The following is a 21,254-nucleotide window of genomic DNA, read 5'->3' as shown; positions in this document are numbered from 1 at the left end:
TTGGCGCGGACACGCCGACAAACCAGGGCCCGCCGTCGAATATTGCCCTCAAAGTGCCCCCGGACGGCAAAGGGCCGGGCACCCATAGCGTGGATGCCCGGCCCCGAAGTGCCTAGACCATCGCCAGCGCCATGCCGGGATCGGCCAGGATGGCGCCCAGGTCCTGCAGGAAGCGGGAGCCCTGTTCGCCGTCGACCAGCCGGTGGTCGAAGGACAGGCTCAGCGTCATGACCTGGCGCAGCGCCACCTCGTCCTGGTACTCCCACGGCATCTTCCGCACCGCGCCGAGAGCCAGGATGGCGGCCTCGCCGGGGTTGAGGATGGGCGTGCCGGCGTCGATGCCGAAGACGCCGATGTTCGTGATGGAGATGGTCCCGCCGGAGAGGTCCGCCGGGGCCGTTTTACCGGCCCGGGCGGTCTCAGTCAGCTCCGTAAGCGCGGTAGACAGCTGCAGCAGCGACATCTGGTCCGCGTCCTTGATGTTCGGCACGGTCAGCCCCCGCGGCGTGGCGGCCGCGATGCCGAGGTTGACGTAGTTGAACTGGACGATCTCCTGGTTGGCCTCGTCCCACCGGGCGTTGAGCGTCGGGTGGTTGCGCAGCGCGATCAGCACAGCCTTGGACACCAGCGTCAGCGGTGTCAGCTTGTAGCCCGCGAACGAGCGGCTGGCCTTGAGCCGGCCCAGCAGCTCCATGGTGGGAGTGACGTCGAGCGTCAGGAACTCGGTGACGTGCGGCGCCGTGAAGGCGCTGGACACCATGGCCGCCGCGGTGAATTTCCGCACGCCCTTGATCGGGGTCCGGGTTTCCCGCTCGCCCTGTACCGGTGCCGGCGCAGCGGCCTGGCCGCCGGCGAGTTCCTGGGGCGCCACCGGAAGGTCGCCGCCGCCAACGAAGTTCCGCACGTCATCGCGGGTGATGAGCCCGCGCTCCCCCGTGCCGGTGATGGCTGCGAGGTCGACGCCGAGGTCCTTGGCCAACTTGCGCACCGGCGGCGTGGAGCGCGGACGCTCTGCCGGAGTGGTGTCAGCGCCATGGGTGTCTGCCACCGGCGCGGGTTCGGCCACGGTCTGCACGGCTGCCCCGACCGGCGCGGCAGCCGGGGTTTCAGCGGGAGCTGCCACAGGAGCCGCCGGAGCTGCCGGGGCTGCCGCGGCGGCGAAGCTGCGGGCGCGGCGGGCCGGACGGCCGGAGCCTTCCAGTACGGCGCCGTAGCCGACCAGGTTCGGTTCCCGCTTGGCGGGGGCTTCCCCGGAGTCACCGCCGCCGTCGTCGCCCTCGATCTCGAAGGAGACGATCGGCTTGCCGACCTCAACCACGGTGCCCGGCTGCTCATGCAGCGCCGTCACGACGCCGGCGAACGGCGAGGGCAGTTCGACGACGGCCTTGGCTGTTTCCACCTCGGCGATGATCTGGTTAAGCGTGACGGTGTCCCCGACGCCCACCTTCCACGCGACGATTTCTGATTCCGTCAGGCCTTCGCCGAGGTCCGGAAGCCGGAATTCCTTGATCATGGTGGCGGTCATCCTTCCAGCCCGCTAAGGGAGTTGGGGCGGCCCAGGGCCCGGTCGACGCCGTCGAGGATCCTGTCCAGGCCCGGCAGGTGGTGCATTTCAAGCTTTGAATACGGGTACGGGACATCGAAGCCGGTCACCCGGACGGGCGCCGCTTCGAGGTGGTAGAAGCAGCGTTCCGTGATGCTGGCGGCCACTTCGGCGCCGAGGCCGCCGGACTGGCTGGCTTCGTGCGTGATGACCAGCCGGCCGGTCTTCCGGACCGAGGCCTCCAGGGTCGCGAAGTCCAGCGGGGCCAGCGAGCGCAGGTCGATCACCTCGACGGAGACGCCTTCATCCGCGGCAGCGAGCGCGGCGTCGCGGGCGGTCTTCACGAGCGGACCGTAGGCGACCAGCGTCACGTCGGTGCCCTCGGTGACCACGCGCGCCTTCTCCATGGACAGGGCGGCGGCGAGGTCGAGCGACTCATCGACTTCGCCCTTGTCGTGGTAGCGGCGCTTGGGCTCGAAGTAGAGCACCGGATCGTCAGAGGCGATGGCCTGCTGGATCATGGTGTGGGCGTCCTGCGGGTTGGAGACGCTGACCACGCGCAGGCCCGAGGTGTGGGTGAAGTAGGCCTCGGGCGACTCGGAATGGTGTTCCGGTGAGCCGATGCCGCCGCCGAAGGGCACGCGGATGGTGATCGGCATCTTGACCGCGCCCTGGGTGCGGTAGTGCATCTTGGCAACCTGGCTGACAATCTGGTCGAACGCCGGGTAGATGAAGCCGTCGAACTGGATTTCAACCACCGGGCGGTAGCCGCGGTAGGCGAGGCCGACGGCGGTGCCGAGGATGCCGGATTCGGCGAGCGGGGTGTCCACCACGCGGTGCTTTCCGAAGTCTTTCTGCAGGCCGTCGGTGACGCGGAAGACACCGCCAAGGGTGCCGATGTCCTCGCCCATGAGGATCACCTTGGGATCGTTTTCGAGGGACTTGCGCAGGCCCGAATTAATGGCTCGGGCAAAGGTCATCTGCGTCATCAGCGTGCACCTTCTTCGGAAGCGGCCTCTGCGGGATCGCCGAAGGAAGCCAGGTAACGGGTGTAGTGGTCCTGCTGGCGCTCCAGCGAGGAGTTGGGCGTGCTGTACACGTGCTTGAAGATGTCCAGCGGCGCCGGTTCCGGCATGTTGATGGTGCCGGAGCGCAGTTCCTTGGCGACGGCGTCGGCTTTGGCGGCGACGGCGGTTTCCAGCTCGGCGGTCAGCAGGCCCTTACGGTCGAGCAGGGTCTTCAGCCTGGCGATCGGGTCCTTCGCGGCCCAGTCCTCGAGCTCGTTGGCGTCCCGGTAGCGGGTGGGGTCATCCGCCGTCGTGTGCGGTCCCATCCGGTAGGTGACGGCCTCAATGAAGGTGGGTCCCCCGCCGCGGCGGGCACGGTCGATGGCGATCCTTGTGGCGGCCATGACGGCCAGCACGTCGTTGCCGTCGACGCGCATGCTCGGGATGCCGAAGCCGGAGGCGCGGTCCGCGATCTGGATGTGGGATTGCAGCATTACGGGCTCGGAGATGGCCCAGTGGTTGTTCTGGCAGAAGAAGACCACGGGGGCCTGGAAGCTCGCCGCGAAGACCATGGCCTCGTTGACGTCGCCTTCGCTGGTGGCGCCGTCGCCGAAGTAGGCCACGGCCACCGAATCAGCGCCGTCGTTCTGGATCCCCATGGCGTACCCGGTGGCGTGCAGCGACTGGGCGCCGATGATGATTTGCTGCGTCGCCACGTTCACCGTGTAGGGATCCCAGCCGGCCAGGGCGTTGCCGCGCCAGGCTTTCACGATGTCCGCCGGCTGGACCCCGCGGACATAGGCGACGCCGTTGTCACGGTAGCTGGGGAAGACGAAGTCGTCGTCGCGGAGCGCACGTGCCGAGCCGATCTGGGATGCTTCCTGGCCCAGCAGCGGAGGCCACAGGGCGAGCTCGCCCTGGCGCTGCAAGGCGGTGGCCTCGGCGTCGATCCGGCGGATGGCCACCATGTCCTCGTAGAGCGAGGTGAGTTGTTCGTCGCTCACGTCCTGGACCCAGGAGTCGAACTCCGGATGGCTTACGCGCTCACCTCCCGGGGTGATGAGCTGGACGAGATCGCCGCCCGAGCGCCTGTTTGATTCTGCACTGTTCCCGGGGCCGCCGGCGGCAATGCCGCCCTTGCCCGCGTCGTCGGTAAACACAGTTTGTCCGCACCTTCTGACGTCGTCTGACCCTGCCCGCGGGACTCGTGATCCCTACGCGCGACGGCCACCCGGGCGCCGTTGCCCCGGATAATTGTGACCCTACTCACAACTGCCATTGGGTACAACCACCCTCGAATAAATTGAGCATTCTGCCCTGTCTGGCCCTTTGGGACCGTGCTAACCTTGCGCATTATGCAAGCTTTGGATGGCACCGACACCCGCCTACTTTCGGCCATGGCGAGGGATCCCCGGCGTACCGTGGTGGCACTGGCGCAGAAGCTGGGCTTGTCGCGCAATACGGTGCAGGCCCGGATGGCCCAGCTGGAGAAAAAGCACGTCTTCCTCTCCTTCGAACGCCGGATCAACCCGGCCGCCCTGGGCTATCCCCTGATGGCGTTCATCTCCGTCCACGTCCAGCAGCAGAAACTGGGCCAATTGGCGGTGGAACTGGCGGGCATCCCGGAAATCCTGGAAGGCTACGGCCTCACCGGTTCCGCCGACCTGCTGCTCCGGGTGGTTGCCCTCGACGCCGAGGACCTCTTCCGGATCAACGGCAAGATCCTCGCCTGCGACGGCGTGGAGCGCACCGATACCGCCCTGGCCATGGGTGAACTGATTCCCTTCCGGATCCAGCCGCTGCTGGAACGCGGCTCCGCGGAGGCCTGAGCCGTTCACCTGGCTGCCTGGCAACCGCAAGGCAAAGAGGAGCCCCCGTGCAACTGCACGGGGGCTCCTCGTCATTGGTGTTGCCTGCCGGGGCCGCCTGCTTGTGGTCCGCGGCCCGGCCGGGCGTTTAGTGGTTGGTGGCCTTTTCGGCGCCCACCCCGGTCAGGGAGCGGACCTCCATTTCGGCCTGCTTGGTGGTGTCTTCGAGCTTCTTGTCCAGGACCGTGCCCAGCCAACCCAGCAGGAAGGCGAGCGGGATGGAGACGATGCCGGGGTTGCTCAACGGGAAGATCGCGAAGTTGGCCCCCGGGATCATCGACGTTTTGGCGCCGGAGACCACCGGGGAGAGCGCGATCAGGATGATGGCCGAGCCGAGCCCGCCGTACATGCTCCAGATGGCTCCCTGGGTGGTGAACCGGCGCCAGAACAGCGAGTACACGATCGTGGGCAGGTTGGCCGAGGCCGCCACCGCGAAGGCGAGTGCTACGAGGAACGCGACGTTCTGTCCGTTGGCGAAAATTCCGCCGATGATGGCGAGCAACCCGATCACGACGACCGTGCGACGGGCAACCTTGACCTCGGTATTGGCGTCGGCCTTGCCCTTGGCGATGACGCTGGCATAGATGTCATGCGCGAAGGACGCTGCCGCCGTGATCGTGAGGCCGGCGACGACGGCCAGGATCGTGGCGAACGCCACCGCGGAGATGAATCCGAGCAGCAGGGGTCCGCCCAGGTGGAAGGCCAGCAGCGGCGCTGCCGAGTTGACGCCGCCCGGCGCCCCCTTGATCGTGTCGGCACCCACCAGCGCGGCTGCGCCATAGCCCAGGACCAGCGTGAACAGGTAGAAGATACCGATCAGCCAGATGGACCACACCACGGACTTGCGGGCTTCCTTGGCGGTCGGAACCGTGTAGAAGCGCATCAGGACGTGCGGCAGGGCCGCCGTGCCGAGGACGAGCGCCAGGCCAAGGGACATGAAGTCAAGCTTGGAGGTCTCGGTCTTGCCGTACTGCAGGCCCGGGTTCAGGATGCTCGGGTTCTTCGAGGTTTCCACCGCGCCGCCGAGCAGGTCGGAGAGGTTGAAGCCGTAGATGGCCAGCACCCAGAAGGTCATGACGGCCGCGCCGGCAATGAGCAGCATGGCCTTGATGATCTGGACCCAGGTGGTGCCCTTCATCCCGCCGATCAGCACATACATGATCATCAGGGCGCCGACGACGACGATCACGAGCGCCTGGCCGCCCCAGTCGCTGATGCCCAGCAGCAGCGAGATCAGGCTGCCGGCTCCCGCCATCTGGGCCAGCAGGTAGAAGAAGCAAACGGCCAAGGTCGAGATGGCCGCGGCGATGCGGACCGGGCGCTGCTTGAGCCGGAATGAAAGGACGTCGGCCATGGTGAACTTGCCGGTGTTGCGCAGCAGTTCGGCCACCAGGAGCAACGCGACGAGCCACGCCACGAGGAAACCGATGGAGTACATGAAGCCGTCATAGCCGTTGATGGCGATGGCGCCGGTGATACCGAGGAACGAAGCCGCAGAGAGGTAGTCGCCGGCGATCGCGGTGCCGTTTTGCGGGCCCGTGAAGGAGCGGCCGGCGGCATAGTAGTCCGCCGCGGTCTTATTGTTTCGGCTCGCCCTGACGACGATGACCATGGTGATCGCGACGAACAGGGCGAAGATGCCCATGTTCAGCGCGGTGGTGTCCTTGAGATCCGCAACGTTGACCGCGGGAACCATAAACGTCATTTTGTTTCTCCGCTCACTCGGTTGCCGTGCTTGTCGAACTCGTGGCCTTCGATTCCGTGGCGGATATCGGCGGCGATCGGGTCCAGTTTCCGGTTCGAGTAGCTGACGTACCAGCCGGTGATGGCGAACGTGGAGACGAACTGCAGCAGGCCCAGGATCAGGCCGATGTTGATGTTGCCCCAGACCTTGGTGGACATGAAGCCCACCGCGTAGTCGGCCAGCAGGACGTAGGCGAAGTACCACAGCAGGAATGCGATGGCCATCGGAAAGACAAAGCTGCGGTGACGTTTACGCAGTTCCTGAAACTGCTCCGTCGATTGGACTTCCTTGAAGTCCACGAACGCCGGTGCGTCCGTTTCTTGGGCTTCGTGACCCATCGTTCCTCCTCATTGAGACTGGCGAGCCACCCCCGGGTACCCCGGGCTCCGGGAAACAGACTTCCGGCCTTGTGTGACTGCAATCACTGTGCCTCGTGATGCGTATTACATTCCAGCACCGCCGTGTTTCCCGTCGCTCAACGGTCGCGATGCTGCGCCCAACGGCGCCTTTCGGCCGTTCCGCCGGTGTTCTCCCCCGGCCTGCGGGCCGCCACGCTACGCTGGCAGCATGCCGGACTCTCCCCTCTTCACCGCCGCGGCGATCGCCGTGATCGCCTTGGCAATCGCCGTCGTCGTGGCTGTCGGGCTCAAGGTCCTGCGCTCCTTCCGCGAGCTGGGTACCGACGCGGAACGCGCCACCTACAAGACGTTGCACGCGGCGTCCCGCGCCGGCCAGTATCTGCGCACCGGACTGAACCCGGCCGGCGCAGCCAAGGCGAGCCGCCAGCTGCGCAGCCTGCTGGGCTGCGATGCCCTGGCGATCACCGACACGACCGGGGTGCTGGCCTGGGACGGTGCCGCCGAAGAGCTCAAGCCCGCCTTGATGGGCCTCGCCGCCAAGGTACTGGAAGGCGGCCACACCGCCGTGATCCCGGCAGGCGAACTGCAACTGCTCGCCAACGGCAAGGCCGCCGCGCCGCTGGCCCCCGGGACGGAACGCGCCGTCGTGATCGCCCCGATCAAGGCCAGCACCCGGGTGGTGGGCGTGGTGGCGGCCTTCGCCCCGGCGGCCGGCGCGGGGCTGGTGCGCGCCACCAGTGAGGTGGCCGACTGGGTGGCGACGCAGGTGGAACTGGCCGAGCTGGACGCGTCCCGGACGCTGCTGATGGAGGCCGAGGTCCGTGCGCTCCGGGCCCAGATCAGCCCGCACTTCATCTACAACTCGCTGAACGCGATCGCGTCCTTCATCAACACCGACCCGGTCCGCGCCCGCGAGCTGGTGGTGGAGTTCGCGGATTTCACCCGATATTCCTTCCGCCGGCACGGCGACTTCACCACGCTGGCCGAGGAACTGCGCTGCATTGACCGGTACCTGCTCCTGGAGCGCGCACGCTTCGGCGACCGGGTGCAGGTGAGCCTGCGGATCGCCCCCGAGGTGCTCAGCACCGTCATCCCGTTCCTGAGCCTGCAGCCGCTGGTGGAGAACGCGGTCCGGCACGGGCTGGAGGCCAAGGAGGGCCCGGGCCACATCAGCATCACGGCCAACGACTCGGGCGCCTTCGCCGAGGTGACCATCGAAGACGACGGCGTCGGCATGGATCCGGAGAAACTGCGTGCCGTCCTGGCCGGGCACAGCGACGGCGAACACGTCGGCCTGCACAACGTCGATGCCCGGCTGCGACAGGTGTACGGCGAGGACAACGGCCTGGTGATCGAGACGGCGCCGGGCGAGGGCACCCTGATCACCATGCGGGTGCCCAAGTCCCAGCCGCGGCACGACGCCTGAGTCCGTACCCGGCAGTACCCTAGAACCATGATTAACGTCCTCGTCGCCGATGACGAGCTGCCCGCTGTCGAGGAGTTGGCCTTCCTGCTGGGCCGGGACGAGCGGATCGGGGCGATCCACCGTGCTTCCTCCGGCGCCGAGGCGCTGCGCGCCCTCGAGTCCCAGGAGGTCGACGCCGTGTTCCTGGACATCCATATGCCGGCCCTCTCCGGCCTGGACATCGCCCGGGTCATCGCCCGCAGCGCCAAGCCTCCCGCCGTCGTCTTCGTCACCGCCGACGAGGACTGCGCGCTGGAGGCGTTCGAGCTGGCGGCCGTCGACTACCTGCTCAAGCCGGTCCGCGCCGAGCGGCTGGCCAGGTCGATCGGCCGCATCAGTGAGCTGATCCGTGAGGGGGCACCGGCGCCGGAGATGATCACGGTGGATCTGGGTGGAACCACCAAGATGATCCGGCGCGAGGACGTCACCTACGTCCAGGCGCAGGGCGACTACGCCAGGCTGCACACCGCGGACGCCAGCTACCTCATCCGGGTGCCGCTGGCAGACCTCGAGCAGCAGTGGGCCGATGCCGGGTTCCTGCGTATCCACCGCTCGTACCTGATCGCCCTGAACCACGTCGGCCACATGAAACTGGCCGTGGCCCGTCCCAGCGTGACCGTCGCCGGGGCCGAACTGCCGATCAGCCGCCGGCACCTGCCGCCGGTCCGGGAGAAACTCGAGGCGACCCGGATCCGGCCGCAGGCATGACCCGGGTCCGCGTCACCGCACCGCGCAGCTTCAAGGTAGGCAGCGCCGCGTCAGGCAGCATCGCCGCCGGGCGCTCGGCCGCCGACACGCGCGAGGCCGCCGAGGAATCCGACGCCGGGCAAGTATTCGTCCGCTCGCTGATCCGCTCCCAGCTCCGGCTTGGCATCGTGGTGGCCGCCGGTTTCCTGCTCATCCTGCTCGCCTTCGCGCTGATACTGGGGCTGGTGCCTGGCTTGGCCGAGCTGCGGATCGCGGGGCTGCCCTTCGACTGGGTCCTGCTGGGCGCCGGGATCTACCCGGTGATCGGGCTCAGCGCCTGGCTGTACGTCCGCACGGCCGCGCGGAACGAGTCCCGCTACCGCGACCTGGCCGGGGACAAGTGAGGCGCGGGTGAACCCGGTCGTCGGCATCGCCGCCTTCGCGGCAGTCTCGCTGGCCACCGCCGTCATTGGTTTCTACGGCCTCAGGGTCTCGCGCACCACCGGGGATTTCTACGTCGCCTCCCGCACGGTGCGGCCCTGGTGGAACGCCTCGGCGATCGGCGGCGAGTACTTGTCCGCCGCCAGTTTCCTCGGCGTCGCCGGACTCATCCTGCTTTCCGGCACCGATGCCTTGTGGTTCCCGGTCGGGTACACGGCCGGCTATCTGATGCTCCTGCTGTTCGTGGCCGCCCCGCTCCGCCGGTCCGGCGCGTACACGATTCCCGACTTCACCGAGGCCCGGTTGGATTCCCGGGCGGTCCGCCGGGTCACGAGCTTCGTGGTGGTGGTGGTCGGCTGGCTTTACATCGTCCCGCAACTCCACGGCGCGGCGCTGGCCATCCGGATCACCACCGGGCTGCCGGCCTGGGTGGGACAGGTGGCCGTAGTCGCCGTCGTGTGCGTGACGGTGGTGTCCGGCGGGATGCGCTCCATCACCTTCGTCCAGGCGTTCCAGTACTGGCTGAAGCTGACCGCGCTGGCCGTCCCTGCGCTGTTCATCCTGCTGGTGCTGGCCGGCAACGGCTCCCGTGCGGTCGCCGAGGCGTCGGTGAACCCCACCGCGATGGCCCCGGCCGGGCCCTACCAGAACATCTCGCTGCTGGTGGCGCTGCTGTTCGGGACCCTGGGGCTGCCGCACGTGCTGGTGCGCTTCTACACCAACCCGGACGGCCAGTCGGCGCGCCGGACGACCTTGATTGTGCTCGGCCTGCTCTCGGTCTTCTACCTGTTCCCGACGGCGTACGGCCTGATCGGGCGGACGTTCGCCCCGGGTCTGGCCAAGAGCGGCCAGGCCGATGCCCTGGTGCTGCTGCTGCCGGGCCGGATGATCGGCGGAACGGCAGGCGACCTGCTCTCCGCGCTGGTGGTGGCGGGCGCCTTCGCCGCCTTCCTGTCCACCACCTCGGGGCTGGTGGTGTCGCTGGCGGGTGTCATCAGCCAGGACATCCTGGGCGGCAGCGTGCGCGGGTTCCGGCTCGCGGCGCTGATCTCGGCAGTGGTTCCGCTGGGGATCGCGACCATGACGGACTCCACGGCGCTGGCCGGGAGCGTGGGGCTGGTCTTTGCCTTCACGGCCTCGACCATCTGCCCCGTGCTGTTGCTGGGCATCTGGTGGCGCGGGCTGACAGACGCCGGCGCGATCGCCGGAATGCTGACCGGGGCGGTGTCCTGCGGCGGCGCCATGCTGGCCGGCGCCATGCTGGGCTCCGCCGGCACGCCGCCGTGGCTCGCGCAGCCGGCCGCGTGGACGGTCCCGGCTGCGTTCGCGGTGATGGTCCTCGTCTCGCGGGCCACCCAGGGCCGGGTTCCGCGGACCATCACCCGGCTGATGACAAGGCTGCACACCCCGGAACGGCCGCTCGCCACCGAACGGTGACGCGCCAGTCTGTGACGCGTCGGCCGGTGGCGTCAGTCGATCGCGGCCATCAGTTCGACGACGCGGTCCAGGAAAGCGTCGACCTGGCTTTCCTCGTAGCCTTCGCGTCCGACGGCGGGACGGAAGACGGCGCGGCGGATGTTGTCCACGCTGAGCGGCTGGTCTTCCTCGAGGTAGCCGATCAGCTCGTGGCAAAGGTCGTCGACGTCGGTGGTGTTGTAACTGCGCACCTTGGCCTTGGCCGGGCGGCGGAAGCGCTGGCCGTCGGGGCGGTGCAGGCGGCCGCGGAGCAGGCCCGCGAGCCGGCCGATTTCACGCAGCCAGGCTTCCTCGCCGCGCTCCCCGATCAGTTCGTCGCGTTCCCGGCGGGCCAGGGCGTCCTCGAGGCGGTCCAGGGCCGCGTCCACCCCGGCGGCTGAGTAGCCGCCCTTGACCGGGTCGAAGGAGACGGCCCGGACATCGGCGCTCTTGACCGCCCGTCCCGCGGCCTGGGGTGTTTCGAACGAGACCCGCGCGCGCTGCAGGAACTGGTCCACCTGCTTGGCGTTATAGCCGTACTGGTTCCGCTGCACGCGGTCAAAGGAGGCCGGAATCTGCCGTTGAATGTCCACTGTAACTATGTTTCCTTCGATGCCGTTCGGCTCTGGTTGCGCCAACTTCAGGCGTGTTTGCCCGGCACCATTCTAGGCACCGGGAGGAGGCGGGATGCCGCCTTAGCCGCCGGCGCCGGCGGAGAAGATCATGAATGCCACCGGGGAGGCGAAAACGATGGAGTCAAGGCGGTCCATGACTCCCCCGTGGCCGGGCAGGATGCTGCTCATGTCCTTGATGCCGAGTTCGCGTTTGACCATGGATTCGGCCAGGTCGCCGGCGGTCGCCGCGGCGACCATGCCCACGGCGAGGGCGGCGCCGAACCACCAGGGTTCGCCCAGCACGTAGACGCTGGCAAGGATGCCGACCAGGACGGCGCCCGCGATCGACCCGCCGAAGCCTTCCCAGGACTTCTTCGGACTGATCTTAGGGGCCATCGGGTGCTTGCCGAGGGAGGCGCCGACGAGGTAGCCGAAGGTGTCGTTGGAGACCACCAGCAGCAGCAGGGTGCCGATCTGCCAGGCCCCGATCGGCACCACACCGCCGGGCCAGGGTCCGATCGGGGTGACGCCGCCGGAGGCATGCAGCGGCAGCACGGCGAAGCTGATCAGGAACGGCACCCACGTCATCGTGAAGACGCCGGCGAAGATGCTGCGCGCGGACCCGGCCGCCCCCTCCAGGGAGCGCCACAGGAGCACCGCGACGCTGCTCAGCAGCAGCGCGAACAGCAGGCTTTCGGGGCCACCGAAGTAGGCTGCGAGCGGCATCGCCACGGTGCCCGTCATCGCCGGGATGATGGGCAGCCGGGTGCCGGAGGCCTCCAGCGCACGGAACACCTCCCAGACACCGAAAACGGCGAAGGCGGTGACGATCAGTACGAAGGCCATGGGCAGGAACAGCAGGCCGCCCAGCACGGCGAAGAGCATGGCAAGGCCGACCGCCGTGGCGGCGGGAAGGTTCCTGCCGGCTTTGGGCGTCGGATTCTTCCGCTCTCTCCCCCGCACCCGGACGCGCGGTCCGGGTGCCTGCTGTTCGTCCCCCATCAGACCTCGAGCAGCTCGGCTTCCTTGCGCTTGAGCAGCTCGTCGATGCCGTCGACGTGGGCCTTGGTCAGGGCGTCGAGTTCCTTCTCGCCGCGGGTGCCCTCGTCTTCGCCGGCTTCGCCGTCCTTAACCAGCTTGTCCAGCGTTTCCTTGGCCTTGCGGCGGATGTTGCGGATGGACACCTTGGCGTCCTCGCCCTTGGACTTGACGATCTTGACGTATTCCTTGCGGCGTTCCTTGGTCAGCTCCGGGATGGTGATCCGGATGACGTTGCCATCGTTGGAGGGGTTGGCCCCCACCTCGGAGTCGCTCAGGGCCCGCTCGATGTCCCGCAGTGCGGTCTTGTCGAACGGGGTGATGAGGATGGTGCGGGCGTCCGGGACAGCGAAGGAGGCCAGCTGCTGCAGCGGCGTCGGCGAACCGTAGTAGTCCACCAGAACCTTGTTGTACAGGCCCGGGGTGGCACGTCCGGTGCGGATCGAGGCGAAGTCTTCCTTGGCTACCTCAACCGCCTTGTCCATCTTGTCCCCGGCTTCGAGCAAGGTTTCTTCGATCACGTTCTCTCCTCAGAAATTGGTGCGCACCCCTTTGCCCGGGGAGCGGAGCTGTCCTAAAAACATCCTAGCCGCAGCTAGGGGGTGACTACGGTGCCCAGGTCCTCGCCGCGGATGGCCCGGGTGACGTTGCCTTCGCCCTCCATGCCGAACACCACCATGGTCAGGTTGTTGTCCTTGCACATGGTCATCGCCGTCTGGTCCATGACCCGGATATCGCGGCGCAGGGCCTCGTCGTAGCTGAGCCGGTGCAGTTTCTCGGCTGAGGGGTCCTTCTTCGGATCGGCGGTGTAGACGCCGTCGACCCCGCTCTTGGCCATCAGGACGACGTCGGCGTGCACCTCCATGGCGCGCTGCGCGGCGACGGTGTCGGTGGAGAAGTACGGCAGGCCGGCGCCGGCGCCGAAGATCACGACGCGGCCCTTCTCCATGTGGCGGATGGCGCGGCGCGGAATGTACGCCTCGGCAACCTGGCCCATGGTGATGGCGCTCTGCACGCGGGTCTCCACGCCGGCCTGTTCCAGGAAGTCCTGGAGGGCGAGGCAGTTCATCACGGTGCCGAGCATGCCCATGTAGTCGGCGCGGGAGCGGTCCATGCCGCTCTGCGAGAGTTCGGCGCCGCGGAAGAAGTTCCCGCCGCCGACGACGATTGCGACCTCGACGTCGGGAACGGCGGCCGCGATCTGCTTGGCGACTCCGCGGACCGTGTCCGGGTCAACGCCCAGTTTGCCGCCGCCGAAGACCTCGCCGGACAGCTTCAGGAGCACGCGGCGCCTGGTCTTCTTTGGCTGGGCTGAATTGTTGACGGTATCCATGGTGCCTTCCCGTTGGTGAGCTCTGAAAAAGGTTATCGTGCCGGGGGCCAAAGGCTGCATTCCGCCCCGGGCCAGCGTGAGCGGATGCATGCAAAAGGGGCGGCCACCGCAGTGACCACCCCCTCAGCGTGACTTACTTAGGAACCGACGCGGAAACGCGTGAAAGCGGTTGCCTTGACGCCGGCCTCTTCGAGGACCTGCGCGACGGACTTCTTGGCATCCTTGGCGAATGCCTGGTCAACGAGGACCTCGCCCTTGTAGAAGCCGGTAACGCGGCCTTCCACAATCTTGGTCATGGCAGCCTCGGGCTTGCCCTCGGCCTTGGCGGTTTCCTCGGCGATGCGGCGCTCGGACTCGACCAGCTCGGACGGAACGTCCTCGCGGGTCAGGTAGTTCGGGGCCATCGCGGCGATGTGCACGGCGACGTCGTGGGCGGCGGTGGCAGCAGCTTCGCCTTCGCCGTCAACGGCAAACAGCACGCCGACCTGGGCCGGGAGGTCCTTGGAGGTCTTGTGCAGGTACGCGTCGACCGTGGGGGCCTCGATGCGGGCAATACGGCGGACGACAACCTTCTCGCCCAGGATGGCGCCTTCTTCGACGACGACCTCGGAGAGCGGCTTGCCGTCGACGTCGGTGGCCAGCAGGGTGTCGAGGTCGGCAGCGCCGGACTCAACAGCAACAGCGAGCACCTTGTCGGCGAGCTGGATGAACTTGTCAGCCTTGGCGACGAAGTCGGTCTCGCAGTTGACCTCGATCATCACGCCGACGCCGCCGTCGACCTTGGCAGCAACCAGGCCTTCCGCGGTGGAGCGGCCTTCGCGCTTGGTGGCGCCCTTGAGGCCCTTGATGCGGATGATTTCGATGGCCTTCTCGGCGTCACCGTTGGCTTCGTCAAGAGCCTTCTTGACATCCATCATGCCGGCGCCGGTGCGCTCGCGCAGAGCCTTGATATCAGCGGCAGTGTAGTTCGCCATGTGAACCCCTCTGTCTAGAAATTTTGTGTGGTGTACGGACTGACAGGACGGCTGCTCACCGAGTGAGCGGCCATCCTGTCAGTACCCCTTGCGCAGCAGGCAGCTGCCTGCAGCGGTCGGGGAGATCCAGATTTACTTGTCTGACTACTTGGCTTCGTCGGCGGTCGGAGCAGCTTCGGCAGCGTCAGCGGCCGGGGCAGCTTCGGCGGCGGGAGCCTCCGGGGCAGCCTCTGCGGCTTCCGGAGCAGCAGATTCAGCGGCGGCCGGAGCGGCAGCCTCTTCGGCCTTGCTGCCTTCGAGGAGCTCGCGCTCCCACTCGGCCAGCGGCTCTTCCGGAGCTTCCGTGGTGCCGGTGGCGCGCTGGTTGCGGGCGATCAGGCCCTCAGCAACGGCGTCGGCAACAACGCGGGTCAGCAGGTTTACGGAGCGGATGGCGTCGTCGTTGCCCGGGATCGGGAAGTCGACTTCGTCCGGATCGCAGTTGGTGTCCAGGATGGCCACAACCGGGATGTTCAGCTTCTTGGCCTCGTCAACGGCGAGGTGTTCCTTCTTGGTGTCGACAACCCAGAGGAGCGAAGGCGCCTTGGTCAGGTTGCGGATACCACCGAGGTTGGTCTCCAGCTTGGTCAGCTCGCGGCGAAGGAGCAGCAGTTCCTTCTTCGTGTAGGCGGAACCGGCGACGTCGTCGAAGTCGATCTCTTCGAGTTCCTTCATGCGCTGGATGCGCTTGGAAACCGTCTGGAAGTTGGTCAGCATACCGCCGAGCCAACGCTGGTTCACGTACGGCTGGCCGACGCGGGTTGCCTGCTCGGCGATGGCTTCCTGTGCCTGCTTCTTGGTACCGACGAAGAGGACGGTGCCGCCGTGTGCAACGGTGGCCTTCACGAACTCGTAGGCACGGTCGATGTAGGACAGCGACTGCTGCAGGTCAATGATGTAGATGCCGTTGCGCTCCGTGAAGATGAAACGCTTCATCTTCGGGTTCCAACGACGGGTCTGGTGTCCAAAGTGGACGCCGCTGTCAAGCAGCTGGCGCATAGTTACGACGGGCATGCCGACGCTCCTTCCGGCAGGTCATTCATGAGAAAGCCCTGGGCTCTCTTACCCTGCCAATAGTTGACGGTTATTTAGCAACACCCAGGCGGGTGTTCCTCCTGGCATCCACCGCACCCCTCATCCGGACCCTGGGGCCGGACCGTAAGAGGCGCAGTCCTCCGCACCCGGAAGCCGGGCTTCGGACAGGGAGGGCTGGATACGCGTAGTCAGCCACTGCTCCCGCACTCCTGAATGAGATGTGCTGCCGCTCCAAATGACTGGAACAAAAACGGATCCAGCCAAAGTGAACAAGGCATGAGGGCACAGCAAACTGCTCCACCAAGTGTACTACAGCAGACCTGCCCGAATGGACCGTCTCGGGGTGCCCGCGGAGGGGGCTCCGAGTGTGGCTCCGGCGGGAAATCCACATAGCCTTCGAGGGGACTTTCCGGGCCCGGGCCGGCCGGCGCAGGCTGGCAGCATGAAGGCTTCTCTCTTATTCGCAGCATTGCTGCTAGTCCCGGCCCCGGCAACAGGACAGCCGGCTTCCCCGCCCGGGAGCTGGAGCTGGCCGCTCTCCCCCAGGCCCGCGGTGCTGCGCGTCTTCGACCCGCCGGACCGGCCCTGGCTCAGCGGCCACCGCGGCGTGGACCTGCAGACTGCGTACGACGGCGCTCCGGTGACCTCGCCGGCGGCGGGCACGGTCGCCTTTGTGGGCTTTGTGGTGGACCGGCCGGTGGTCACCATCGACCACGGCAACGGCCTGCGGAGCAGTTTCGAACCCGTCGAAAGCACGCTGCGGCCCGGCGACGCCGTCGCGGAGGGGTCGGTGCTGGGACGGGCGCCGCCCGGCCACTGCGGCGGGACGCCCTGCATCCACTGGGGCGTGCGGCGCGGCGACGATTACCTCAATCCGCTGGCCTTCGTGATGGACCTGCGGCCCTCCATCCTGCTGCCGCTCGTGAATCCCGGTTCGGGACAGGGCGGCTCCGGATGAAGGGCCGCGGGTGCTGCGCGGGACGGCCGGCGTGCACGGCCGGCCGCGGACCGATTAGACGATGGCCGAGATCCCCGTGATTGCCCGGCCGGTGACGAGAGTGTTGATCTCGTGGGTGCCCTCGTAGGAGTAGATCGCTTCGGCGTCGGAGAAGATCTTGGCCATCTCGTAGTCCGTGACGATGCCGTTGCCGCCGAGGAGGCTGCGGCCGATGGCGACACTTTCGCGCATCCGCGCCGTGGTGAACGCCTTGGCCAGGGCCGACTGCTCGTCCTTGGCCTCGCCGGCGTCCTCAAGCTGGGACAGGCGGACCATCATGCCCATCGAGCTGACGACGTTGCCGAGAATCTGCACGAGCTGGTGCTGGACCAGCTGGAAGGAGGCGATCGGGCGGCCGAACTGGCTGCGCTCGACGGCGTAGCGGCGGGCGACGTCGAACGCGGCGAGCTGCTGGCCGACGGCCTGCCACGCGACGGACAGGCGGGTAACCTTCAGGACCTTGTTGGTGTCCCGGAAGCTGTTGGCGTTGGCCAGCTTGAAGAAGTCCGGCACCACGACATTCTCGAGGGTGATGTCGGCGTTCTGGACGGTGCGCAGCGAGATCTTGTTCTCGATCTTGGTGGCAGTGTATCCCTCGGTCTTAGTGTCCACGAGGAAGCCCTTGACCTGGTTGTCGGCGAGGTCGCGGGCATAGATGACCACCCAGTCGGAGAAGGTGGCGTTGCCGATCCAGCGCTTGGCTCCGTTGAGGATCCAGCTGTCACCCTCGCGCCGGGCGGTGGTGCGCGTGCCACCGGCGACGTCGGAGCCGCCCAGCGGCTCGGTCAGGCCGAAGGCGCCGATTTTCTTCAGGGAGTAGATGTCCGGCAGCCAGGCGTCCTGCTGCTCCTGCGAGGCGAGCGCCTCGATCGAGCCGGTGAAGAGCCCGTCGTGCACGCCCAAGAAGGTGGCGATCGAGGTGTCCGCACGGGTTGCCTCGGCATGCAGGATCCCGGCGAAGAGGTTCGAGTAGCCCTGGCGCTTGACCGGGCTGACCAGGTCAATCTCGGCCAGCTTCGGGATCAGGTCCATCGGGAACTCGCCGCGGTTCCAGCAGTCCACCGCGATCGGCTTCACCTCACGGGCCAGGAACTCGCGCACCTCCGCCAGCCGGTCCTTCTCCTTGCCGCTGAGCAGCTGTTCGAAAGCGAAGAAGTCGCCATCGGCGTAGGGGAGGTTGTTGATGTCGATTGCAGCTTTGGACATGTTGTTCCTTCACTTGTGATCGGCAGCGATCAAAAGGGCGCGGGCTTCGCGCCGCGGATATGTTACTCGTGAGTAACATATCCCAGCTTTCGGCCGGGTGGCAAGTGACGGGGCACACGGCAGGCCATGGATCTTCCCGGCAGGAGGCGAGGGGTGCGCCCGGATACCGGGTCACAGCGGGATGGCTGCCGGATGGCAGGGGGTCGCCGGGACGGTCGCTGCGCGGGGTCGCCGGGCAGGCCGCTGCGCGGGGCCGCTGGGCGCGGTCGCTGGACCGGCCCCTGGGCCCGGAGACAAAAAGGGCCGCAGCTGACGAAGGACGTCCGCTCCGGCCCCGGGGACACGGCGTGTCCAGGGAACTGTTGATGATGTAGGGCTACTCGGACTTGAACCGAGGACCTTAGGATTATGAGTCCCGCGCTCTAACCAGCTGAGCTATAGCCCCGTGGGCCGGAACGGTCACGCCCTGACGGGCCGGACCATTCCGGGCAAAAACACTCTAGCAATAGTAGTCGCCCCGGCTCGGGCAACGACCGCCTACGGCGATCCGGGCCGCCTAGACGACCAGGTCGTCGTAGCTGGCGCCGCGGTAGATGTCCTCGAAGGTTTGCAGGGTGCGTTCGATGCTGTGGCTTTCCACCATGCTTCGGCTCGCCTTGCCCATGGCCGCACGCTCGTCCGCCGGCAACGACAGCACGCGTTCGATCTTGGCCGCCAGGTCGTTGCTGTCATTCGGCGTGAACAGGTAGCCGTTCTCGCCGTCGTGGACCAGGTGAGGCAGGGCCATGGCGTCGGCCAGCACCACCGGGGTGGACGCGGACATCGCCTCCAGGGTGACGAGGGACTGCAGCTCGGCGGTGCCGGGCATGCAGAACAGGTCCGCGCTCAGGTAGGCCCGGCGCAGTTCCTCGTCGCTGGCCAGGCCAAGGAACTTCACACGGTCCTGCAGGCCCAGCCGTTCGACCTGTGCCTCGAGTGCGGGCCGGACCTCGCCGCCGCCGACGACCTCCAGGTGGACGTCGAGCGCCGCCGGCGTCTTGGCTACGGCGTCGATCAGCACGTCGATGTGCTTTTCTTCGGCGAGGCGGCCGACGAACAGCACGGTGGGGCTGGCGTGCGGCGTTGCTTCCTCGCCCGGCTTCAGTTCGTAGGCTGCGGCATCGATGCCGTTGGACAGCGGCAGGACCTTGCGCAGGAAGGCGTGCTGGTGCATGGCCTTGGCGGCGAGCGGCGTCGGCGTCGTGACGACGTCGGCCTGGCCCATGACCTTGCCCATGTCGCGCCACGACACGCGGCCGACGATGTCCTTGAACCACTGCGGGAAGGGCAGGAACGGGTTGAGGTTTTCGGGCATGAAGTGGTTGGTCGCGACGATCCTGATGCCGCGCTTGACCGCCTCGTAGAGGACGTGTTCGCCGATCATGTAATGGCTTTGGATGTGCACGACGTCCGGCTGGATCCGGTCGAACAGCAGGCCTATTTCCTTCTTGATCTCCCACGGGAAGGTGATCCGGAAGTACTCGTGGGTCGGCACCGAGTGCGAGCGGAGCCGGTGCACGGTGGCCTCGTCGCGGAACTCGCTGAAGCTCTTGCCCTTGCTGGGCCGGCACGCCAGGACATGGACCTCATGCCCGCGGCCGGTCATGCCCTTGGCCAAGCGGTAGCCGAACTGTGCGGCACCGTTGACATCCGGCGGGTAGGTGTCAGCGGCAATCAGGATGGTCAGCTTTTTGTCGGCTTGGTCATTCTCGGGCATGGTCACGGGGATAGCTCCTGGTGGTCACGGTGCGGTCAGCGGGGCTGTGGTGGCCGGCTGGCCATCGGCACAGGCGGCGGGCCTGCGCCAGAAGTCTGTGGCGCCGCCCTAGGACAGCCGTCCCGCGGCTTTCCGCGCGTCCTTCTTGCGCTTGGTGACCTCGGGGTGGTGCCTTGAAAGGGCGATCACTCCCACGATAGCAAGGAGTGCGGCCGCGCCCATGGCAATCGCCGTCACGGCGTGGACGTCGGGCCGCAACTCCCCCAGGATCACGATGCCGATCGCGATGCCGATAATCGGGTCGATGACGGTCAGTCCGGCGATCACGAGGTCGGGCGGACCTCCGGAGTAGGCGCTCTGCACAAACCATGAGCCCAGCCCGCCGGCGGCAAGGATGGCGACCAGCGTGTACCACTGGACGTTGAGCAGGAACTGCCCGTTCGGGTCGACCAGGTGCTTGCCGATAATGCGGGTCAGGACCGCCACGAAGCCGAACAGGACGCCGGCGCCGAGGATGTACACGAAGGCGCTCATCCGGTGCTTGAAGAGCAGCGCCAGTGTTCCAAAGAGGCTTACGGCCAGGGCCAGCAGCAGCACGATGGTCAGCTCATCCGAGCCGCTGACGTGGTGGTTTTCCTGGGTGACGTTCACAGCGAGCACCACGAACAGGGCCGAACCGGTGACGCACGAACCGATGGCCACGACGGTGGCCCGGTTCATGCTCAGCCCTTGGTCTTTGGCATTGATGATGGTGGTGATGACGAGGGCGATCGCTCCGATCGGCTGGACCACGGTCAGTGGCGCGGAGACCAGGGCGACGGCATTCATCGCCGTCCCGACGCAGAGCAGCATGAGCCCCAGGACCCAGCGCGGGTTGCGGATCAGGCGGAGCAGTCCGTGGGAACTGAGCGCCAGCCCTCCGGTGTCTGCCTTGACCGCACTCCCCTGCCGCTGGGCGCCGAAGGCCAGGAAGAAGGCGCCAAGTACCGCCAGCACAACCGCAAGCCAGACCATCAGCGGAGGCCGCCGTCGTCGATGTCGCCCTCGCTGGCGTGCTGACCGCGGGCGTTGCCGGCTTTGAGGTCCCGGCCCTTGCGGATGATGGCCCAGAAGTAGTTGTAGGCCGCGATCCAGTGCCCCACGAGGCCCAGCCCCAGGAAGATCCAGGCAGCCACAAAGTAGGCGTCGGTCCCGGGGACGGGCAGCTTGGAGAGCACCAGCAGGGGGGTGCCGACCAGCAGCAGGGCGGTGCGGATCTTGCCGGTCCGGCTCACGGGCAGGTCCGGGTGGCTGTGGAAGTAGAACAGCGAGATGGAGAGCAGCACAAGGTCCGGGACGAGCAGCGCGGTCAGGTACCACCACTCGACGACGCCGGCGATCACGAGGGTGACGGCCACCGCGATGAGCGAGAGCCGGTCCGCGATGGGATCCATGATGCGGCCCAGCTTGGACATCTGGTTGAAACGGCGGGCAATGTAGCCGTCCACCCAGTCGGTGCTGCCCATGACCGCCAGCACCAGGGCGGCGGCGCCGTATTCCTGCTTGGCCAGGACCAGCCAGATGAAGAGCGGGACGCCGAGGAACCGGACCACGGTCAGCAGGTTGGGAACGGTGAAGACCAGGTCGTGATGGATCTGGGGCTGCCCGGGGCGTGTGCCAGCGCCGATGAACTTCATCCGTTCCCCCTTTCCAC

The 21,254-nt window shown here is 67.2% G+C and carries 21 protein-coding genes and 1 tRNA gene; 6 read left to right on the top strand and 16 right to left on the bottom strand.

The window, feature by feature from the left end:
* Positions 1 to 112: 112 nt before the first annotated feature.
* Genes AC1DBL_RS15125 through pdhA form a run of 3 tightly spaced genes read right to left on the bottom strand, consistent with a single transcriptional unit; the run spans position 113 to position 3,710 of the window.
* Positions 113 to 1,525 carry a dihydrolipoamide acetyltransferase family protein gene (locus AC1DBL_RS15125; RefSeq protein ID WP_441419330.1) on the bottom strand — a complete coding sequence of 471 codons (1,413 nt, stop codon included), beginning with the start codon at positions 1,523 to 1,525 and terminating at the stop codon, positions 113 to 115.
* Positions 1,522 to 2,532, bottom strand: coding sequence for an alpha-ketoacid dehydrogenase subunit beta (locus tag AC1DBL_RS15120; RefSeq protein ID WP_441419329.1), 1,011 nt, complete (start codon positions 2,530 to 2,532; stop codon positions 1,522 to 1,524). The genes AC1DBL_RS15125 and AC1DBL_RS15120 overlap by 4 nt, the downstream gene beginning before the upstream one ends.
* Positions 2,532 to 3,710 (bottom strand): pyruvate dehydrogenase (acetyl-transferring) E1 component subunit alpha, encoded by a 1,179-nt coding sequence (pdhA, locus tag AC1DBL_RS15115; RefSeq protein WP_441419328.1) that lies wholly within the window; start codon positions 3,708 to 3,710, stop codon positions 2,532 to 2,534. The genes AC1DBL_RS15120 and pdhA overlap by 1 nt, the downstream gene beginning before the upstream one ends.
* A gap of 195 nt (positions 3,711 to 3,905) precedes the next feature.
* Between pdhA and AC1DBL_RS15110 the strand changes: the two genes are divergently transcribed.
* On the top strand, positions 3,906 to 4,379 hold the full coding sequence (locus AC1DBL_RS15110; RefSeq protein ID WP_441419327.1) for an Lrp/AsnC family transcriptional regulator: 474 nt from the start codon (positions 3,906 to 3,908) through the stop codon (positions 4,377 to 4,379).
* A gap of 127 nt (positions 4,380 to 4,506) precedes the next feature.
* Here the strand turns inward: AC1DBL_RS15110 and AC1DBL_RS15105 are convergent, their stop codons facing one another.
* Together AC1DBL_RS15105 and AC1DBL_RS15100 are read right to left on the bottom strand one after the other, a co-directional pair.
* Positions 4,507 to 6,123 (bottom strand): solute symporter family protein, encoded by a 1,617-nt coding sequence (locus AC1DBL_RS15105; protein ID WP_441419326.1) that lies wholly within the window; start codon positions 6,121 to 6,123, stop codon positions 4,507 to 4,509.
* Complete coding sequence (locus tag AC1DBL_RS15100; protein WP_441419325.1) at positions 6,120 to 6,500, bottom strand: DUF485 domain-containing protein; 381 nt, start codon at positions 6,498 to 6,500, stop codon at positions 6,120 to 6,122. Before AC1DBL_RS15100 ends, AC1DBL_RS15105 begins: the two co-directional genes overlap by 4 nt.
* A gap of 229 nt (positions 6,501 to 6,729) precedes the next feature.
* Between AC1DBL_RS15100 and AC1DBL_RS15095 the strand changes: the two genes are divergently transcribed.
* The 4 genes from AC1DBL_RS15095 to AC1DBL_RS15080 are packed head-to-tail and all read left to right on the top strand — an operon-like array spanning position 6,730 to position 10,551.
* A complete protein-coding gene (locus AC1DBL_RS15095) occupies positions 6,730 to 7,947 on the top strand; it encodes a sensor histidine kinase (protein ID WP_441419324.1) in 1,218 nt (405 codons plus the stop codon).
* Between the two features lie 27 nt (positions 7,948 to 7,974).
* A complete protein-coding gene (locus AC1DBL_RS15090; protein WP_476926406.1) occupies positions 7,975 to 8,694 on the top strand; it encodes a LytR/AlgR family response regulator transcription factor in 720 nt (239 codons plus the stop codon).
* The gene (locus AC1DBL_RS15085) at positions 8,691 to 9,077 is read left to right on the top strand and encodes a hypothetical protein (protein ID WP_441419323.1); all 387 of its coding nucleotides are present in this window, start codon (positions 8,691 to 8,693) and stop codon (positions 9,075 to 9,077) included. Before AC1DBL_RS15090 ends, AC1DBL_RS15085 begins: the two co-directional genes overlap by 4 nt.
* Positions 9,078 to 9,084: 7 nt before the next feature.
* Positions 9,085 to 10,551 (top strand): sodium/solute symporter, encoded by a 1,467-nt coding sequence (locus AC1DBL_RS15080; protein WP_441419322.1) that lies wholly within the window; start codon positions 9,085 to 9,087, stop codon positions 10,549 to 10,551.
* 32 nt (positions 10,552 to 10,583) lie between these two features.
* Here AC1DBL_RS15080 and AC1DBL_RS15075 read toward each other — a convergent pair whose 3' ends face one another.
* From AC1DBL_RS15075 to rpsB, 6 genes are all read right to left on the bottom strand, one after another.
* Positions 10,584 to 11,162 carry a DivIVA domain-containing protein gene (locus AC1DBL_RS15075; RefSeq protein WP_441419321.1) on the bottom strand — a complete coding sequence of 193 codons (579 nt, stop codon included), beginning with the start codon at positions 11,160 to 11,162 and terminating at the stop codon, positions 10,584 to 10,586.
* 102 nt (positions 11,163 to 11,264) lie between these two features.
* Positions 11,265 to 12,185 (bottom strand): phosphatidate cytidylyltransferase, encoded by a 921-nt coding sequence (locus AC1DBL_RS15070; protein ID WP_476926405.1) that lies wholly within the window; start codon positions 12,183 to 12,185, stop codon positions 11,265 to 11,267.
* Positions 12,185 to 12,742 carry a ribosome recycling factor gene (frr, locus tag AC1DBL_RS15065; protein ID WP_138769830.1) on the bottom strand — a complete coding sequence of 186 codons (558 nt, stop codon included), beginning with the start codon at positions 12,740 to 12,742 and terminating at the stop codon, positions 12,185 to 12,187. The genes AC1DBL_RS15070 and frr overlap by 1 nt, the downstream gene beginning before the upstream one ends.
* A gap of 74 nt (positions 12,743 to 12,816) precedes the next feature.
* Positions 12,817 to 13,554: a UMP kinase gene (gene pyrH / locus AC1DBL_RS15060; protein ID WP_146335261.1), complete on the bottom strand. Its 738-nt coding sequence runs from the start codon at positions 13,552 to 13,554 to the stop codon at positions 12,817 to 12,819.
* A 137-nt stretch (positions 13,555 to 13,691) separates the two neighbouring features.
* Complete coding sequence (gene tsf / locus AC1DBL_RS15055) at positions 13,692 to 14,528, bottom strand: translation elongation factor Ts (RefSeq protein WP_441419319.1); 837 nt, start codon at positions 14,526 to 14,528, stop codon at positions 13,692 to 13,694.
* Positions 14,529 to 14,672: 144 nt separating this feature from the next.
* The gene (gene rpsB / locus AC1DBL_RS15050; RefSeq protein WP_476926404.1) at positions 14,673 to 15,581 is read right to left on the bottom strand and encodes a 30S ribosomal protein S2; all 909 of its coding nucleotides are present in this window, start codon (positions 15,579 to 15,581) and stop codon (positions 14,673 to 14,675) included.
* A gap of 463 nt (positions 15,582 to 16,044) precedes the next feature.
* Here rpsB and AC1DBL_RS15045 point away from each other — a divergent pair, with 463 nt between their 5' ends.
* Entirely contained in the window at positions 16,045 to 16,560 is a 516-nt protein-coding gene (locus tag AC1DBL_RS15045) for a murein hydrolase activator EnvC family protein (protein ID WP_476926403.1), read from the top strand.
* Positions 16,561 to 16,614: 54 nt separating this feature from the next.
* Here AC1DBL_RS15045 and AC1DBL_RS15040 read toward each other — a convergent pair whose 3' ends face one another.
* The 5 genes from AC1DBL_RS15040 to AC1DBL_RS15020 all read right to left on the bottom strand — a co-directional run bounded on the left by AC1DBL_RS15040 (position 16,615) and on the right by AC1DBL_RS15020 (position 21,237).
* Positions 16,615 to 17,805 (bottom strand): acyl-CoA dehydrogenase family protein, encoded by a 1,191-nt coding sequence (locus tag AC1DBL_RS15040; RefSeq protein ID WP_441419316.1) that lies wholly within the window; start codon positions 17,803 to 17,805, stop codon positions 16,615 to 16,617.
* Between the two features lie 371 nt (positions 17,806 to 18,176).
* A tRNA-Ile gene (locus AC1DBL_RS15035) sits at positions 18,177 to 18,250 on the bottom strand.
* Positions 18,251 to 18,361: 111 nt separating this feature from the next.
* Positions 18,362 to 19,561 carry a glycosyltransferase gene (locus tag AC1DBL_RS15030; protein ID WP_476926418.1) on the bottom strand — a complete coding sequence of 400 codons (1,200 nt, stop codon included), beginning with the start codon at positions 19,559 to 19,561 and terminating at the stop codon, positions 18,362 to 18,364.
* A 108-nt stretch (positions 19,562 to 19,669) separates the two neighbouring features.
* Complete coding sequence (locus tag AC1DBL_RS15025; protein WP_476926402.1) at positions 19,670 to 20,575, bottom strand: DMT family transporter; 906 nt, start codon at positions 20,573 to 20,575, stop codon at positions 19,670 to 19,672.
* A complete protein-coding gene (locus tag AC1DBL_RS15020) occupies positions 20,575 to 21,237 on the bottom strand; it encodes a CDP-alcohol phosphatidyltransferase family protein (protein ID WP_441419314.1) in 663 nt (220 codons plus the stop codon). The genes AC1DBL_RS15025 and AC1DBL_RS15020 overlap by 1 nt, the downstream gene beginning before the upstream one ends.
* Positions 21,238 to 21,254 lie beyond the last annotated feature (17 nt).

This window comes from Arthrobacter sp. 10T44 (assembly GCF_056393885.1).
This window is presented reverse-complemented; position numbering and strand designations above follow the sequence as displayed.

What these genes read in the sequence shown, in the direction of transcription:
- AC1DBL_RS15125 (WP_441419330.1), bottom strand. Translation starts at nt 1,525, where the DNA reads ATGACCGCCACCATGATCAAGGAATTCCGGCTTCCGGACCTCGGCGAA.
- AC1DBL_RS15120 (WP_441419329.1), bottom strand. Translation starts at nt 2,532, where the DNA reads ATGACGCAGATGACCTTTGCCCGAGCCATTAATTCGGGCCTGCGCAAG.
- AC1DBL_RS15110 (WP_441419327.1), top strand. Translation starts at nt 3,906, where the DNA reads ATGCAAGCTTTGGATGGCACCGACACCCGCCTACTTTCGGCCATGGCG.
- AC1DBL_RS15105 (WP_441419326.1), bottom strand. Translation starts at nt 6,123, where the DNA reads ATGACGTTTATGGTTCCCGCGGTCAACGTTGCGGATCTCAAGGACACC.
- AC1DBL_RS15100 (WP_441419325.1), bottom strand. Translation starts at nt 6,500, where the DNA reads ATGGGTCACGAAGCCCAAGAAACGGACGCACCGGCGTTCGTGGACTTC.
- AC1DBL_RS15095 (WP_441419324.1), top strand. Translation starts at nt 6,730, where the DNA reads ATGCCGGACTCTCCCCTCTTCACCGCCGCGGCGATCGCCGTGATCGCC.
- AC1DBL_RS15090 (WP_476926406.1), top strand. Translation starts at nt 7,975, where the DNA reads ATGATTAACGTCCTCGTCGCCGATGACGAGCTGCCCGCTGTCGAGGAG.
- AC1DBL_RS15085 (WP_441419323.1), top strand. Translation starts at nt 8,691, where the DNA reads ATGACCCGGGTCCGCGTCACCGCACCGCGCAGCTTCAAGGTAGGCAGC.
- AC1DBL_RS15070 (WP_476926405.1), bottom strand. Translation starts at nt 12,185, where the DNA reads ATGGGGGACGAACAGCAGGCACCCGGACCGCGCGTCCGGGTGCGGGGG.
- pyrH (WP_146335261.1), bottom strand. Translation starts at nt 13,554, where the DNA reads ATGGATACCGTCAACAATTCAGCCCAGCCAAAGAAGACCAGGCGCCGC.
- tsf (WP_441419319.1), bottom strand. Translation starts at nt 14,528, where the DNA reads ATGGCGAACTACACTGCCGCTGATATCAAGGCTCTGCGCGAGCGCACC.
- rpsB (WP_476926404.1), bottom strand. Translation starts at nt 15,581, where the DNA reads ATGCCCGTCGTAACTATGCGCCAGCTGCTTGACAGCGGCGTCCACTTT.
- AC1DBL_RS15045 (WP_476926403.1), top strand. Translation starts at nt 16,045, where the DNA reads ATGAAGGCTTCTCTCTTATTCGCAGCATTGCTGCTAGTCCCGGCCCCG.
- AC1DBL_RS15040 (WP_441419316.1), bottom strand. Translation starts at nt 17,805, where the DNA reads ATGTCCAAAGCTGCAATCGACATCAACAACCTCCCCTACGCCGATGGC.
- AC1DBL_RS15030 (WP_476926418.1), bottom strand. Translation starts at nt 19,561, where the DNA reads ATGCCCGAGAATGACCAAGCCGACAAAAAGCTGACCATCCTGATTGCC.
- AC1DBL_RS15025 (WP_476926402.1), bottom strand. Translation starts at nt 20,575, where the DNA reads ATGGTCTGGCTTGCGGTTGTGCTGGCGGTACTTGGCGCCTTCTTCCTG.
- AC1DBL_RS15020 (WP_441419314.1), bottom strand. Translation starts at nt 21,237, where the DNA reads ATGAAGTTCATCGGCGCTGGCACACGCCCCGGGCAGCCCCAGATCCAT.